The sequence below is a fragment of the Tenacibaculum profundicola genome (genome assembly GCF_057220795.1).
In genome coordinates this window covers 3,602,991-3,620,994 of sequence record NZ_CM170137.1, presented here as the reverse complement: position 1 = coordinate 3,620,994, position 18,004 = coordinate 3,602,991, and the positions used below count along the sequence as shown (strand labels likewise).

General features: G+C 32.0%; 4 protein-coding genes. All 4 read right to left on the bottom strand.

Going from position 1 to position 18,004, the window contains the following annotated elements:
• Positions 1–47: 47 nt before the first annotated feature.
• Positions 48–3,362: a non-ribosomal peptide synthetase gene (locus AC2TDS_RS14910; protein WP_484736372.1), complete on the bottom strand. Its 3,315-nt coding sequence runs from the start codon at positions 3,360–3,362 to the stop codon at positions 48–50.
• A 12-nt stretch (positions 3,363–3,374) separates the two neighbouring features.
• On the bottom strand, positions 3,375–9,824 hold the full coding sequence (locus AC2TDS_RS14905; protein WP_484736371.1) for a non-ribosomal peptide synthetase: 6,450 nt from the start codon (positions 9,822–9,824) through the stop codon (positions 3,375–3,377).
• Between the two features lie 100 nt (positions 9,825–9,924).
• Positions 9,925–12,318, bottom strand: a complete 2,394-nt coding sequence (locus AC2TDS_RS14900) for a TonB-dependent receptor domain-containing protein (protein WP_484736370.1) — start codon at positions 12,316–12,318, stop codon at positions 9,925–9,927.
• Positions 12,319–12,448: 130 nt separating this feature from the next.
• Entirely contained in the window at positions 12,449–17,995 is a 5,547-nt protein-coding gene (locus tag AC2TDS_RS14895; protein WP_484736369.1) for a non-ribosomal peptide synthetase, read from the bottom strand.
• Positions 17,996–18,004: the final 9 nt, after the last annotated feature.

Genomic DNA, 18,004 nt, shown 5'->3' with positions numbered 1-18,004 from the left:
CAAAACTCACTAACTAAATACTTCACAGGTTTTTAAAGGTTTTTATGTTATATTACAAATTCATCAAAATTACCCTCCAAATCTTCTCCTTCACCACTAATAACAACTATCAATTGTGCCATACTTTCTACAGTATTGTTCATAAATAGATTTTTAATTTGTAAGGAAACCGTTTCAAATTCTTTATTAACTTCATTCACAATTGCAATCGCAAGTAAACTATGCCCTCCTAATTCAAAGAAATCGTGCTTGACACCGACTTTTTCTATTCCTAAAATTCGTTGCCAGATTTCTGCTAGTTTCTCTTCTATAGAATTTCTTGGGGCTATATATTCTTTTACGATCAACCCTTCATCCAAATTAAACTCAGGTAATCCTTTTCTATCGAGTTTACCATGTCTATTTAACGGTATACTTTTCAATCTTACATAATAGGAAGGAATCATATATGGTGGTAGTTTTTCCGCTAAAACATCTCTAATTTCTTCTTTTCTTGGGCCATTTTCCGTTTCTACCCAATACAGTACAATAACTGATTGATCATTCACCTTTTTTAGACTTACAACAGCTTTACTAATATGTTCTATCTGTTGTGCTACTTGTTCAATTTCCTCTAACTCTATACGATATCCTCGTAATTTTACTTGTGTATCTTTTCTTCCTGTAAAAACAAGGTTTCCATCAGGAAGCCATTTCGCTAAATCGCCAGTTCTGTATAAAGTCACTCCTTTTTTAAATGGATGCGGAATGAATTTTTCTTTGGTTAGTCTTTCGTTTCCTAAATATCCTTGTGTCAATCCTAAACCAGAAATACACAATTCACCTGGAACATCTATAGGCATTAAATGCGTTCCATCTGTAGCCAATACATAAACCTGTCTATTTTCTATTGGTTTTCCTATCGGAATTATATTTTCGTTTCCTGTTACTTTATAATACGTGGCACAAACCGTACTTTCTGTAGGTCCGTACGTATTGTATATTAAAATATGTTGACAGATTGAATCAATATAATCCATACGTAACGTATCGCCTCCACTAATCAACGCTCGTAGATTCAGGTTAAAATCTTGATAGTTTTGATTAAGGTATTGTAATGCATATGGGTTGGTACTAAGTAAAGTCACTTGATGCTTTTCACAAAGGTTATATAAGGCTTTGAAATCTGTTTTTTCTTCATGGAAAATTAATGTTCCGCCACTGATAAGTATCGGATATATTTCTTCAATAGAGGTGTCAAACGAAATACTGGCTTGTTGTACTATACTATCTATTGATGTGATGTTGAAATACGTTGAAAACGTTGTTGCATACTCTACTAATGACGCATGTGTAATTGGAATCCCTTTCGGTTTTCCGGTAGAACCAGATGTAAATATCACATATGCTATATCTTCTTGCGCAGTTTTAGAAACATATTGATTACTGTAATCTTGAAACGTTTCTTTTATAATGCTCAACATTGATTCATCAATCACTTTTTTACATTTGCTAGTAGTTTTAATGTACTCTTTTCTTGCTACTGGATAATTTGGATCAATCGGAATATAAGTGGCTCCCAATTTCATAACTCCGAAAATAGTCATAATTGTCCACGGAGTTCCATCGAGTTCAATTCCAATAAAATCACCTTTTTTAAGTTGTTGCGTTTCTTCTAAATAGTTTGCGATTTGATTGCTTATTTGATCAAGCTCTTGATATGTTTTAATCTCATTTTTAGCAATAAATGCTTTCTTACTTGGGTTGCTTACGGCTTTTTCGGCAATATACTCAACGACCGTTTTTGTATGCTTTAGTGGTTTGTTTTCGTGATTGAATTCGTTACAAATCATTTCTACTTCAGTAGCATCAATCAATGTAATATCTTCTAGTGAAGTTTCAGGCTTTTGTATCCCTTCAGATAGAAATTTTTCAAAATATGTTAAGAGACGTGAAATAAACTCAGTATCATATATATCTGTATTAAATTCTACACTAAGTGTAAGATTTTCTTTTCGTTCAACAAACACAAAACTCATGTCCAATTGACTCCCTTTCTTTGCTACCTCATCATATTCTGACATTCTTAAATGATCGATTTCATTTTGATCATCTAAATGTAAAGTTTGATGATTCTGTAATAATACCATGATGTCAAATAAAGGAGACCTACTCGCATCATTTGGAATACTAAGATGATTCAATAACTTCGTAAACGGATATTCTTTGTTTTCGTAGGTTTGTAATAATGTTTGCTTTTGCACTGTTAAGAATTCCAAAAATGTTTGCGATTTTTCAAACTGTGTTCGAATTGCAAGTGCATTTGAATATAAGCCTATTTGATCTTCTAAATCTGGATGCTCTCTTCCAGCAACTGTAGTTCCTAATGTAATATCAAATTGATTCGCATATTTAGAAAACACACCATTTAACCCGCCTAATAACACCATAAACAGTGTCATTTGATGTTTTTTAGCAAACGAATGAAGTTGCTCTGTAAATTCAGAAGAAAAATCGTGATGCGCTAATGTTCCGTTATACGTTCGCACTGCAGGTCGTTCTGTACTATTGAGTATTAGTGGCGTAGAGAATGTTTCAAATTGTGTTTTCCAAAAGTTTAGCTTCTCCTCATATGCTTCACTTTCTAATTGTGCATTCAGCCATTCGCTATAATCTTTATATTGTAGTAATATCGGTTCATCTATAGTAACTTCACCCAAAACAAGGCTACGGTATTCCGTAATTATTTCTTTAATGAAAACTTGCAACGACCAACCATCACTAATGATATGATGCATTACAAATAGTAAAACATGTACATCTTTCTCCGTTTTGAATACACTTGCTTTTACTAATAAATCCTTTTCAAGGTCAAAAGGTGTTTGCTGCTTTTCATCTAACCGTTCATGCAATGCTACTGTAGGCTTATCGATATAATCTTCAACTGCTAAAGTAAAATTGACAGCAGCTATAGGAATGATTTGCTGTTGTACATTTCCCTCTTGTTTTTTAACAAATTGTGTACGTAAAGATTCGTGTTTTGCTATAATTTTTGCAAAAGCATTTTGCAAAACTTCCGTATGAAAATTTCCTTCTATTTTTAATGTCGCTGTTAAGTTATATGCTGTATCTCCACCCAAGTGTTCATGAATAAACCATAATGAATATTGTGTTGGACTTAGTGCATAATCTTTTGCTTCTATAGCTTTCGGGATTTTGATATTGCTTCCTAAAAGCTTTAATAGGTATGGTTTATGTTCGTTGATCTCTGCAATTAACGATTTTGTCAACACACCTTTGGGCGCATTCACTTTAAGAGCTCCATTTACGTTTTGAAGGTTAATATTTAATGCTAGTAATCTATGTAATAACTCTTTTTCCAATTGTTTCCCTTTTTATAAAATAACTTCGTCCATTTCTTCTAAAGTATCATTAGTCTGCTGCTTTTGTAATACAGAAAAACTGACCACTTCTGATAGCGCTTTAATCGTTAATGTTTCATATAAATTCTCAATAGATAAAGCCATATCGTATGTTCTATTTATTGTATTGATAATCATCACTGCTTGTAAACTATTTCCTCCTATCTCGAAAAAGTTATCCAAAACTCCAAGTGATTCATAAGCTATATCGAGTTGAGTTGACCATATGGTAGTCAATTCTTTTTCAATGTCACTTTCTGGAGCTTTATACACGTCTGTTTTTATGTCTTTTTGTTGTGGCATTGGAAATACTTTTCGATCAATTTTTCCTGTTCGAGTTTCTGGAAATGTAGATAACTGCATGTAAATTGCAGGAATCATATAGTTTGGCAATCGATCTTTCAATGCTGTTTTGAAAAGATTTACATCTATCTCTTTTCCTGTATAATAACAGGTTATATATTTATTTTGATCAAGTGTTTGCAATAATACAACTGCTTTTGTTACATTTTCTAGCTGTGCTACTTGGTATTCTATTTCGGAAAGCTCTATACGTAATCCGTTTATTTTTAATTGAGAATCTTTCCTTCCCAAAAATTCAATGGTACCATTTGGCAAACGTTTTCCTAGATCTCCTGAACAATAACTTCTCTTATCAGAGTTTATGGTTTTTTGCGTAAATACTTCTTTTGTTTTTTCTTCTAGATGTAAATAACCAAGCGAAATATATTCACTCGTAAACATAATTTCACCTTCTTGGTATGTTTTTACTTCATTTCCTTGTTCATCGACAATAGAAATTTCAGTTTCAAGTACATTCGCACCTAAATGCAAGTCATTTTTATTAACTTCAGTAGCATGATTCAAAAAATACTGTGACACAATCGTAGCTTCTGTAGGACCATAATCATTCACGAAAAAGGCAGTTTTCGGAAAGTGTTTCTTGAACAATTCAAAATCCGATTTATATGATGCTTCTCCTCCTAAATCTAACAACCTGACCGTTTCTACGACTTCACCTTCCCGTAAACCTGATATAAAATAACGATAAATTGTTGGTACCATATGTAAGATAGAAATCTGCTCACGACGCAACCAATCTGACAAATCAATCAAACCTTTTTCTGGTATATAATAGAATTTTACTGTTGCTCCATTTAAAATAGCGCCATAAATATCTTTTACAGATGCATCAAAACTATAGGTAGAAAGCACACTTAAATTATCTGTATTTGAGATACTTATATTATTCGTATATACACGAATGTAATGCAATACGTTTTTTTGTATTTGAACGACTCCTTTTGGATTTCCAGTAGAACCCGACGTATATAACACATAGGCTTCATCTGTTGGTTTCGTCTTAATTTCAGGATTTGGTATTGTGAGTGATTGATTGGTTTCTGATAATTTAATTAACGCTAATTTCGGTTGCTCTTTTAGAAGCGATAATGCTTTTTCTTCAGTCGTTTCTTCATACACTAACATATTACATTCTGAATCTTCCAACATGAAATGAATTCGCTGTATTGGATTTTCTAAATCGATCGGCACATAGGAATGACCTGATTTTAATACCCCTAACATTCCAATTACTGCTGCTTTATTATGTGGTAATAACAAGGCAACTCTTTTTGTTTTTTGTACTTGACTGCCTATTTGTTGCGCTAATTGATTCGCATCATTATTAATGGTTTGGTAGGTAAATTTTTTATCGTTTGCAACCACAGCAGTTTTATTTGCGTATGCCTTAACTTGTTTTTCAAAGCGTGCTACAATAGATTGATTTATTTCTTCCGCTTCAAAAGTTGCAAAATCATTTTGAGGTAATTCTTGCTTAAATGCATTTAAGGTTTCGAATGCAGAAATTGCAGCAATCGACTTTGTGATTTCACCTGTTACTTGACTTAAAATGTCTACGTATGTATGCATCCAAAGCATTATGGTTTCCTGTGAAAACAGTTGACTATCATACACACAATCAATGGTAAATCCGTTCGTATAACTTTTGATATAACATTCCATGTCAAATTTTGGAGGAACCGATAAAGATTCAGAATACGCGTCAAACGATCTCAGTTCTTCTTTTGCAACATCAAAATCTACCATATTTAAAAACACTGGACTCATCGGAAACTTATCTGTTGGTTGTATTTGTAAGCTATCCAATAGATTCTCAAACGAATAATTTTGATATGTCAAACCTTTTGTCAGTGTTTGATGTACTCTCTTTACCCAAGTTTTAAATGGTAGTTCTTCTTCAATAGTATCACGCAACATCAATGTATTTAAAAAACATCCTGCTAAATCATTGAGTTGATAGTGATCTCTGTTCGCTACGGGAACCCCTACAATACTGTCTTTTTCGTACGTGAGCTTATATATTAATATTTTAAACACTGCCATAAACGTAGCAAATAAGCTCACCCCTTCTTTTTGAGACAACTGTATAATTTTTTCTTGTAATTCAGGTTGAATAGCCACCGTATAACTGGAAGCTGTTGTTTTAACCGTTTTTGAATAATCTGTTGGTAATTGCAAATACGCTAATGGTTGTTGCAATTGTTTTTCCCAATATGCTTTTTGATATTGAAATTCTCCCGAACTTTCCTTTTCTTTTTGCCAAGCAGCATATTCTTTATATTGAATTGGCAAAGCTGGAAGTTTCAATTCTTCCTGTGTTTTTTCTGCCTGATAGAAAGTCATTAAATCACGATATAACAGATGTACTGACCAACCATCGCAAATACTGTGATGAATGTTAAAATACAATTGTTCATTCGTCACAGCAATTCTGAATAATGGGTAAGTATTTAACTCAAAAACATGATCAAAAGCATACGATATTGCTACTGCTTTTGTCGAAGCATATTTTAGTGTATATTCATTCTCTTTTTGTATTTTTTGTTTCGGAATACCGTCAATATCTACAAAAGTTGTACGCAAAGTTTCATGTCGTGCTATTAGCTTTGATAGTGCTTTTTCTAGTAGTTTTCGATCTATATTTTCAGGAAGCTCAAACGTATTTATAATATTGAATTCTTTCGATTTTCCTTTTACCTTATCAATTAACCAATATCTCAATTGCGCAGCAGAGACATCGTAATGTGACTGTGCTTCCAATTGTGGAATGTCAAGTGTTTGTTGTTTTTCTTGCGCTAAGAGCTCTGCATGACCTTCTAATCGTGTATTTTCATACAAACTCGACAAACTAATCGACACTTTAAAATTCTCTTGATACTTCGCTATGAGTTTCATTAACACTAAACTATGACCTCCAAGTTCAAAGAAATTATCTGTAACTCCTATTCTCTCTATTCCTAATACATTTTGCCATATCTCTACTAATTGTTTTTCTATTTCATTACGAGGGGCTACATACTCATTTTGAGTAAGAGACTCTGAAGTAACTTCTGGAAGTGATTTTTTATCTATCTTCCCATGAGCCGTTAATGGTATTGTTTCTAATTCCATATAATAGCTTGGAACCATATAAAATGGTAAGCACTCTTGAAGAAAAGCCCTTAATTCAGATTTTTCTATACCTGATTTTGTAATATAATATGCAACTAATTCTTTTTCCGTTTCATTTGCCTTTACATCCAATACAACTTCTTGGATCTCGTTCGAAAACCGAACTATGGCCTTTTCTATTTCTTCTAACTCTATACGATGACCTCGTATTTTTACTTGGCTATCCTTTCTACCCAAAAACTCAATATTTCCGTCAGGTAACCATTTAGCAATATCTCCGGTATCATACATACGAACTCCTGCTAGAAAAGGATTCGTAATGAATCGTTTTACTGTTAGCTCTGGTTTGTTTAGATACCCCCTGGCTACACCTGCTCCTGATACATATAACTTGCCTGATATACCTATTGGTAATGGCTCTAAATTGTTGTCTAAAATATAACAACTCGTGTTTGATATAGGTTTGCCAATTGGAACTGATACATCAAACCCTTGTTGAAGATTAAATGACGTTGTTACAACTGTATTTTCAGTTGGCCCATAATTATTATATAACCTAAACTTTGGCTCTTTATTTATTTTTAAAGTATCACCGCCAGTTAAAATTATAATATCATCTGATTCAAAATTGCTATTTACCAATTCTTGGGTTATGCTTGTTGGTAAATATGAGTGAGTAATACTATGTTCTTTAAAAAATAATTTCAGCTTATTAAGGTCTAAACGAGTGGTTTGATCTGGAATTGGGTATAACGTTGCTCCAGCTAACAAACAAGGGCCAATCTCCCATATAGACGCATCAAAAGCTATTCCTGAATACAATGTTCCTCCGCTAGACTCATTAACTTCATATTCATTATTATGCCAACAACATAAATTGAGTAAATTTTTATGCTCAATCAATATTCCTTTAGGTGTTCCTGTAGTTCCTGAAGTATAAATAACATACGCTAAATTAGTACTCGCTATTTTTACAGAGGGTAATGTTGTACGTTGATTCTTATTCTTCTCAAATTCTGAAATGATTGAATCATCTATAATTATTTTACATTGGCTGTCTGATTCAATAAAAGTAATGCGTTCTTTTGGGTATTCTACATCTATTGGTAAGTAGGCGCCTCCTGTTTTTAGAATCGCTAAAAAAGAAACTATCAGCCAATCACTTCTTTCTAATTTAACTCCAATAAAATCTTCTAAAATAACATTATAATTATCGATTAAATAATGAGCTAACTCATTCGATAATACATCTAATTCTCTATATGTTACGCTCTTTTCTCCAAATACAATAGCAATGTTTTCTGGAGTCCTTTTTACCTGTTCTTCAAAGACATCTATATAAGTCTTTTCTCCACATTTATAATCTATTTTGCTATTGTTAAACCCTTCAACTAATGTCGTCTTTTCTTTAACTGTTAAATAAGGTACTGAATCAATAGTCAATTCTGGGTTCTCGATAACCCTTTTAAATATCACTTCTAGATGATCTGTAATTCGAGTTACAAAATCTTCAGTATAAACATCCGTATTATACGTTAGAAATAAATGACTCCCGTTTTTTCCTTCTCTAAAAGCAAATTCTAAATCAAATTTACTTGTTGTATCAGCAAGAGGGATTTCTTCAATAACTAAATCTCTAATTAGATTAAATTTATCAGAATGTTCTTCTTGAGTATCTACTGTAAGAACAATATCAAATAACGGATTACGGCTTCGATCATTCTTTACATCTAAATTTTTGACTAATTCATCAAATGGGTAATTCTGATGCTTGTATGCTTTTAAAGTTGTACTTTTAATTTGATTCAAAAGTGTCTTAAAAGTATCTTTCTTTTTAAATGAACTTCTTAAACCCACTGTGTTTACATAAATACCAAGTTGATTTTGAAGTTCCGTACGTTCTCTTCCCGCAAAAGGACTTCCTATAACAATATCGGTTTGATTGGTGTATTTATACAATAATAGCTTAATCGCAGATAATAAGCCCATAAATAAAGTTGCGCCTTGGTCTTGACATACCTGCTTTAAACCTTGGATGGTGTTTGTCTCAAAACGCTGTTCAATCGTTTTTCCTTTGTATGTTTTTATAGACGGTCTTAGTTTATACGTTGGTATATCTAATACTGGAACTTCTTCTTTAAATTGATCTAGCCAATACTCTTTATCTTTATTTATAGAATCTCTATCTAAAGTAGATTGCTGCCATTCTGCAAAATCCTTATATTGAATTGTCAAAGGATCAAGCTCGATTTCTTCACCTTTCGTTATTGATTGGTATATCGAAAATAAATCCGAAATCATTATCGAAGAAGACCATCCATCACTAATAATATGATGCATTACTGAGGTTAAGATGTAATTATCATTTGACTTTTTTATTAAAGAAACTCGTATTAAAGCATCAGATGCTAAATCAAAATTATAGTTAACCTCTTTTTTTAGTATCGTTTGAAGTTTCTTGGATACATTCTTGTCTTTTGATACATCAATAGATTCTAATTTAAAATTGTTAGTGTTAACCGATATAATTTGTTTTGGAACTCCTATTTCTTTCTCTAAAATTATATTAGTTCTTAATATCTCGTGCCGCTCTATAAGTTTTAAAAAGGCTTTTTCTAAATCTTGAATATTTACAGACCCTGTTAATGAAAAAAGGCTTGGCATATTATATGCATGATTAGTACCCTCTATTTGATGTAATAACCATAATCTATATTGTGATGATGATAGTACATAACTTGATTTATCAGATGCTTTTGGTATTACAATATTAGCAGCATGTTCAAGCTTATATTCTGACATGAAAGATACTAGAGCTTCTTTATGCTCTTTAATCTCAGATAACAACGCTGTAGTCATAGCTCCCTTAGGCGCCTTGATATCTAATTGATTATCAACCAAACTAATAGTTATATTTTTATTATACAACTTTTTTAATAAATCGTTCATTATGTCAAAGAAGTCTTTTCTACCCACTTAATATACCTGTATGTTAAGGGCAGTATTTATAATTTTAAAAGGTAGTGTGTTAAATCTCTAATGGATATTTCTAGTTACCAGTACGTCCTTTTTCATCTGAATTTCCTGTTCGATGCCTTTTAGCACTAATATTTCTATTACCAAATTTATAACTTATAGATACTTGAAAGGATCTACTATCAAAGTAATATCTTGATGTTTGAAACACGCCATTAACTGTAGCACTAGTTCTTTCCAATGAAGTTTTAAAGAGGTCATTTCCTCTCAAGGTAATATTCAAATTTTTATTTAATACTAAATATTGCAAGGATAAAGATAAAGAGCTCGCAGATTTGGTATCAAAAATACCATCCACACCAGGAAAACTATACCAATAGTTAACTCCCATAAGTAATGTTTTGTCTTCATTTAAATTAAAATCATTATAGGTTGAAATAGTTGCGTTGAACCCTTCTTGATCTTCCTGATTTTCCTCTAAATTAAATTTGGATTTAGAATAGTTTATATTCAAACTATTATTACTACTCCACCATTTAATTTTATCAAAAGTGTAATTTTCAGATATCCCTAAACGTTGGGTATCTATAAAGTTTTTACTTGTAAAACGAATGATATTCGTTGTGGCATCTGGCAGTGGTACTTGTGAAAATAAATTATCCTCGTAACTATAGTATACTTTTGTGATAAATTTTTTATAGGTATTTGTTAATTCTAAATTATCAATAAAAGATGGCTGTAAAAACGCATTTCCTTCAACTAGTTGAAATGGATTAGAAAAATAAGTATTCGGATTTAATTGAAAAAAATTTGGTCTTTGAATACGCTTGCTGTAATTACATGAAAAATTCGAGTTCTCTGTGGCATTGTATGATAGATAAAACGTTGGAAACAACTTTGTATAATCATTAGTTGTTTCCAAATTCAGGTTATTAGATCTAGAATCAGTTTGTGTAGCTTCCATTCGTAGTCCTAGCTGTGAACTCCATTTATCATTGAACTTTTTATTAGCTGAAATATATACTGCTTGAATATCTTCTTTATATTCAAAATCATTCTGAGACAATGGTACATCTGTAACTGGATTATCTACCAAACCACTATTAAAGAATAAAATGTTATTCAATGATTTAGAGTTCGATATTTTACCTCCGAAATCTAAATCTATCCAACTCAATGGATATTCAATATCTATTTTTACCGATACGTTAGTTACATCTTGCTTATTCGTGTTTGTTCCTCTATAAAATTGTTCAGAAAATGGATTTTGTATGGTTGAAACTCCATTATATGTTTTAGTATCAGGATTGTTATAGGTGAAATAGTCCAAATTCAATGATATTTTTCGACCTAAAGTATCTATAGCTACTTCATTGTTATAGTTTATAGAATGGATTTCAGGTCTAAAATCCATTGTACCATCAGACTGAAGTGATCTTATAATTTCATTTGTATCGTAATCAAAAACTGGCGTGAAAGGCGCATCTGTTACATAAAAATTTGTTTTATTATATAAATATTGTCCGCCCATAGACCATTTGGGGGTTATTTGATAATTAATATCTATTCGCCCATTTAATCTTTTCATATCAACATTAATAGGAGAAAACGTATACCAAAGTCCATCAGAAAAATACGCATAATCTTCTAGTTCTTCAAAATATGTTCCATCACTATAATTAAGTGAGGTTGCTATACTAAATTTATCTTTATTAAAATTAAAACTTCCTCCAACGGAACCTGTAGGGTAAAGACGTTGTCTATACGACGATTTCAATTGTGCATTCCATGAATCTTTTTTAGCTTCTTTCAAGATTATATTTACCAAACCACTATTTCCTGAAGCTTCATATTTTGCTGGTGGTGTTGTAATGACTTCTATATTCTTAATATTTTCTGATGCTATTGACTTTAAAAAACTGGCTAAATCTTCAGCAGATAATTGTACTGCCTTATCATTAATCATGACTTGAAGATTACTTTTCCCTATCATTGTAATTCTATCATTTTGCACACGCACTCCAGGGGTTACCCGTAAAACCTCAAAAGCATCTCCTTCTGAAGCTTTTGATGAATTTTCCACATTAAACACTAAACGGTCTATTTTTCGTTCAATCAACTTCTTTTTTGCCGCAATAACCACCTCATCTAATTCTTGAGCATTTTCAATTTCTAAAACTCCCAAATTAATAGCCTTTTTGGCTGCAGCTACTTTTTTACTGTAAAGGGTTTGACCGATGTAAGTAACTTGCAATGTATAGTTTCCTTGTTTAGTGTTTAACTTAAACACTCCATTAGCATCAGTAACAACACCTGTGATAATTGAAGAATCATTTGACAGCAAAATTACTTCAGCAAATTCTAAAGGTTTTTGAGATTCTTTTTCTAAAATACTACCTGTTATTTCGGTTTGAGCGGTTACTATAAAACTTGATAGTAGTATTAAAAAGGGTATGATTTTCTTCATTTAATTATGTTCCTAATTTTTAGCTTTATAGACTTGGGTTAAATAAAGAAATTTTCAAATTCAATTTTTTCATCTTGATTGCGATTGTGTTGACCAACAAGTTCTGTGTTTTCAATGAAACGTGATTGATTTAGTATACTTTATTTATACTGTTTTTTAACTGATTTCTAATTATGTCAGCTATATCGTTAACATGTGGAGTTTTCAACATTGTTTGATGATTACCTCCAACAGTAAATACATCTATCTTTTCAGCTGCTAAATCAGACCATCCGAAATCGAAAGTATCAAAAATAGCCTTCTGTTTTTCAGTTATTTCAGAAGCTTCTTTATCTGATTTTATTAAAGAAATAGGAACCGAAACCTTATCCTCTATTTGTATCTCATATTCCATAGCAGCCGTTACATTGGCAATATATACTTTAATAAAACCAATAACTTCTTGTTCTGAGAAACTTAGTCCAGCTTCTTCTACTTTCTTATAGACTGCATAAAATTGTTGTTCTTCCGTCATATTCTCCAATTCTTCTTTTTCAATGGATACATCAAAATTATTAACACCTAATAATGCTTGAATACTATTAACAATTTTCTCTGGAAGAGGAGCATTTCTTTGGAAAAAATTAAAAGCTTTTTTATGTGGTGCTTCTATATCCAAAATAATTAGATGCGCTATTTTTTTATTCTTTTGGAGGAGTTGCTGCACCATTTCGTAAGCCACAAAACCACCAAATGAATAGCCCAAAATCACACAAGACTCAATGTTTTCTGTTCTTAATTCCAACTCCTTAATATACTTCTTAGCCAAATCTTTAACACTATCTAATGGAGTCGCGTTTCCATCCAGTCCCATCGTGACAAATCCATTCAAAAAGTATTCTTTATCTAATAATTTGCCCAATTCATATAAAGATAAAGGAGACCCTCCTAAACCAGAGACACAAAATATTTCTGGAAAATCGCCTTGTTCATTTAAAGGAGTCAATACGTTTTCATCTAATTGACTTTTTTGCTTTGACAATGCTTCATCAGAAACCACTGAAGTGATATCTATTAGAAGTGATTTAAAATTTTCTATCAAAGAAAGAATAGTTCCTTCTTTATATTCTTTAGTAGAATAATTCCATTCAACTGTATACTGACCATCGCTTATGTAGCTATTTATTTCAAACTTGCAATCAATTGGAAAATTTTCAGAAATATCATCGCCTTTATTCTCACCTGCAAATCCAAATTTACTATCCTTATCTTGTGTATTATCAAATTGACCTAAGTAATTAAATACTACATCCCAACAATCTTCTTGTTTACCCAATGAATTATTGGTACTATTTAGAATGTATTCGTGAATACAATATCCTATGCCTTCGTTTGGAATTTGGTCTTGTTGTTCTTTGATAGATTTCACCAACTCTGTAACACTCTCATTTTCTTTCATTTTAACTAAAAAAGGATACAAAGTAGTAAACCAACCTATCGTTTCAGTAATATCAATAGTATTAGAAAAATCACCTCTTCCGTGTCCTTCCATACCTATAGTAACCTGATTAAGTTGCGACCAGTTTTTAATTGTCTTTACAAGTGCAGCTATTAAAAGACTATTGATATTGGCTTCATAAAATTCATTAGCCAGAAGTAAACGATTTGTCTCACTTTTGTTTAAGCTTACAGAACAAATGGCAATGTCTTTTCTCAAGGAAGGAGATGTACTAACAATATCTGTTGGTAAAGGTTGATATTGCGTCATTATTGCTTCCCAATAAGACTGTTCTTTTTTTATTTCTTCTGTATTAGAGAAATTGATTAATTCATTAACCCATTCTCTGTAAGAAGTACCTTTTAATCCTAAGTCTGGCATTTCTCCTTTAATCATACCTTGGGTTAACAAGTTTACCTGATCTAAAAGAATACGCCAAGATACACCATCAAAAATCAAGTGATTTGCTACGACAAAAATTCTATTTTGAGAGATAGATTTAGGTGAAGATATGTAAACAAATTTTATCAAATTATCAGAATTAGTTCCTACTTGTTTCTGATAATAATTACATGTTTTAGTGAGTTCTATTGAAAATTCATCTTCGGGTAGATGAGATAAATCTATTTTCTCCAAATAATTACCTGAATCTGCATAATACTGAATCCAGCCTTCTTCTTCTTTTTTAAATCTAAGTCGCAGAGAATCATTATAACTTATAACTTTTTCAATTATAGGTATAAACATATCATATTTCAACTCCTTAGGCATATTAAATAATAATGATTGATTAAAATGATACCCTTCCTTATAATCGAAAGAAAAAAACCTTCTTTGAATAGGAGATAAAGGAGAAATTCCGGTTAATAGCCCTTGCTCACCATAAATTAATTTGGTTCTCATTTTTTCAATATTACTGGATAGATCAGCAATCGTTTGATAAGCAAAAATATCTGTGAGCCTAATTTGATATCCTATTTGCTTCATTTTAGCCATCATCTGAATACTTAAAATAGAATCACCTCCAATATCAAAAAAGTTATCCATAATCCCGACTCTTTCTAAACCTAACAACCCTTCCCACATTTCAACAAGTATTTTTTCTAATTTGGTTTTAGGAGGGAGGTATTTTTTGGAGGATACAGAAAATAACTCAGGAATAGGTAACGCTTGGTAATCAATCTTACCATTAGCCGTAAATGGGATAGCCTCCAATTTAATATATACCTGTGGCATCATGAATAAAGGTAACTTCGATTTCAAGTACTCTTGCATTACATCCCACTCTAATTCTTTATCTGCTAAATAATAAGCAATCAATCGCTTATTACTTTTTATATCTTCTTTAAGTACTACTATAGCTTGATTGATTTCCTCTAATTGCTGCAGTTGATAAGCTATTTCTTCTAACTCTATTCGGTGTCCTCTCAGTTTTATTTGGGTGTCTTTTCTACCAAAATATTCAATATCACCATCCGGCAAACGCCTCCCTAAATCACCAGATCTATATAATCTCTTGCTTTCCATTGAAGGATGTTTGATAAATTTTTCGTCAGTTAAATCTGGTCGGTTTAAATAACCTCTGGCCAATCCTGCTCCTCCTACACAAATTTCACCGATTACTCCTATTGGAACGACCTCTAATTGTTCATTTAAAATATCAACTGTCAACGTTGGCAACGGGCGACCAATATTGGACAAGCCTTTTCCTGCATCTAAAAAATCAATTTCATTATACGTAACGTGAACGGTAGTCTCTGTTATCCCATACATATTAATTAATTTAACTTTAGGATAGCGCCTATGCCAATTTTCCAACTGTCTAGGATGTAAAACTTCTCCACCAAAAATCACATAACGCAAGCATAAATTCTCGTTGTATAACTGTTCCTCTACTCCAATCAGGTTTTTAAATGCAGTTGGAGTTTGGTTTAATATAGTCACTTTTTCTTCGACCAGAAGATTTAAAAAACCTATTGGATCTTTTACAATCATCTTTGGTACAACTATTAACTTTGCGCCATATAGTAAAGCTCCAAATATTTCCCAAACTGAAAAATCAAAACAGAAGGAATGAAAGAGAGTCCAAACATCTTTATCATTAAAATCAAAAAGAGAATTTTCCTTAGATAACAATTGTACTACATTTCTGTGTTCTATCATTACTCCTTTGGGTTTCCCTGTAGTTCCTGAAGTATAGATGATATACGCCAAATCATCCGGTTGCATATTGCATAAAACAGTCTTTGTACTATAGGTATCGCGCTCTAATAAGAATTCTTGATACAACTTCGAGTCTATGCATACGTTGCATTTACTATCTTTCTCAATATAAATAATTCGCTCTTCTGGATAAGAAGGATCAATAGGTACATAAGCACCTCCGGATTTTAGTACAGCTATTATTGAGACTATCATCGCCTCACTTCTTTCTAGTTTTACTCCAATTAAATCATTGTTCTGAATAGAAAATTGTTCTTTTAAATAATGAGCTAATTGATTCGATCTGTTATCTAGTTCTTTATAACTCAATTCCTGTCCCTCAAAAGCAAGGGCAATTGCGTTTGGATTCTTTTGTACTTGCTTTGTAAATAAAGAAATTATGGTTTCTTCTTGTGGATAATCAACTACAGTATCATTAAATTTATGTAACAACTGTTTTTCCTTGGATGTCAACATAGAAATTTCCGCCAAATTCTGAAAAGGGTTTGAGACTATCGAAGATAACAAGCTTTCATAATGCGTAAACAATCGATCTATAGTAGATTTTTCAAATAAATCTGTACTATATTCTACGGAAACAAACAACCCTTTTTCTGTTTCTGCTAATTCAAAAGTTACATCAAATTTAGCCGTTTTATGCTCATAATCTTGTTCTTCTACGATGGTATCCCCAAGTGATGTCTCAGATATATCAGTGTTGTTTTGTAACACAAACATAACCTGAAACAAAGGAGTTCTACTAATATCTCTTTCCTTCGAAATCACATCAACCACCTTCTCAAAAGGAACATCTTGATGAGCAAAGGCCGATAAGGTTGTTGCCTTTACTTGATCTAATAATTCTTTAAAAGTATTTATTTTAGCGAAATCACTACGTAAAACCAAGGTGTTTACGAAATAGCCAATCAAATTAGATAAGTTAGCACTTTGCCGGTTGGCTACTGGGCTACCCACACTAATATCATCTTGTCTACTATATTTATGTAACAATAGTTTGAACACACTAAGTAATAGCATGTACATTGTAACCCCTTCTTTACGAGACAAACCAACCAAGCCTTCTTTTAGTTCCTCCTTAATTTCATAATATGCCATAGCCCCTTCGCCACTAGGACGAGAAGGTCGAGGATAATCAGTAGGTAAATCAAGAGGAGATAGCCCTGAGAGTCGTTCTTGCCAATAGCCTAATTTTTTTGCAAAAAATTCACCTTGTAGTTGGCGATGTTGCCATACTGCATAATCAGCGTATTGTATATCTAAGGTCGCTAAATTTGATGGAATACCTTCTTGCTTCGACTGATATAAAGTGGTAAGCTCGTCTACCAATATCGGCATCGACCAACCATCAGAAGCAATATGATGCAGTACTATAATTAATATATGCCCATCAACTCGTTTCACCAAACTCGCACGAAGCATAAGATCTCTTGAAAGATCAAAAGGTTTATGAATCTCTTGATCAATAAACGATTTTAATGAGGTACCTAAACTGGTTTCATTTCTATAATTTAAAGACCATTCGGATACAGATACTTGTTCTTGATAAACTTTTCCTATCTCTTCTTTAAATATGGTACGAAGTGATTCATGACGTTCTAATATTTCTAAAAAACATGTGTTTAGAAACTCTAATTCAATATCTCTAGGCAATGTTAAAATCATAGGAATATGATAATTCACACTTCCTTGTAAACGATCTAAAAACCATAACCGCTCTTGATTAAAAGATAAAGGAACTTTTTCTGGGCGCTCCTCTTTTTGAATTCTCGTTATAGTATTCTGACCTTGAATCATCTGAGCTTTTTGACTCAAGAACACTAATATTTCTTCTTTTTGTTCTTTTACTAATTCTAGTATCTCAGCGTCTACCTCTCTTCCTTTGTCCAGTTTGAATTTTAGTTTTTCATCTTTATAAAAAACATGAATACCTTTATTTTTAGCTTTCAATAGCAAATCAACAACATGATTATTATACATATATAAATC

Excerpts from the sequence above, each read along its gene's own strand:
- AC2TDS_RS14900 (WP_484736370.1), bottom strand. The coding sequence starts at position 12,318 with ATGAAGAAAATCATACCCTTTTTAATACTACTATCAAGTTTTATAGTA.
- AC2TDS_RS14895 (WP_484736369.1), bottom strand. The coding sequence starts at position 17,995 with ATGTATAATAATCATGTTGTTGATTTGCTATTGAAAGCTAAAAATAAA.
- AC2TDS_RS14905 (WP_484736371.1), bottom strand. The coding sequence starts at position 9,824 with ATGAACGATTTATTAAAAAAGTTGTATAATAAAAATATAACTATTAGT.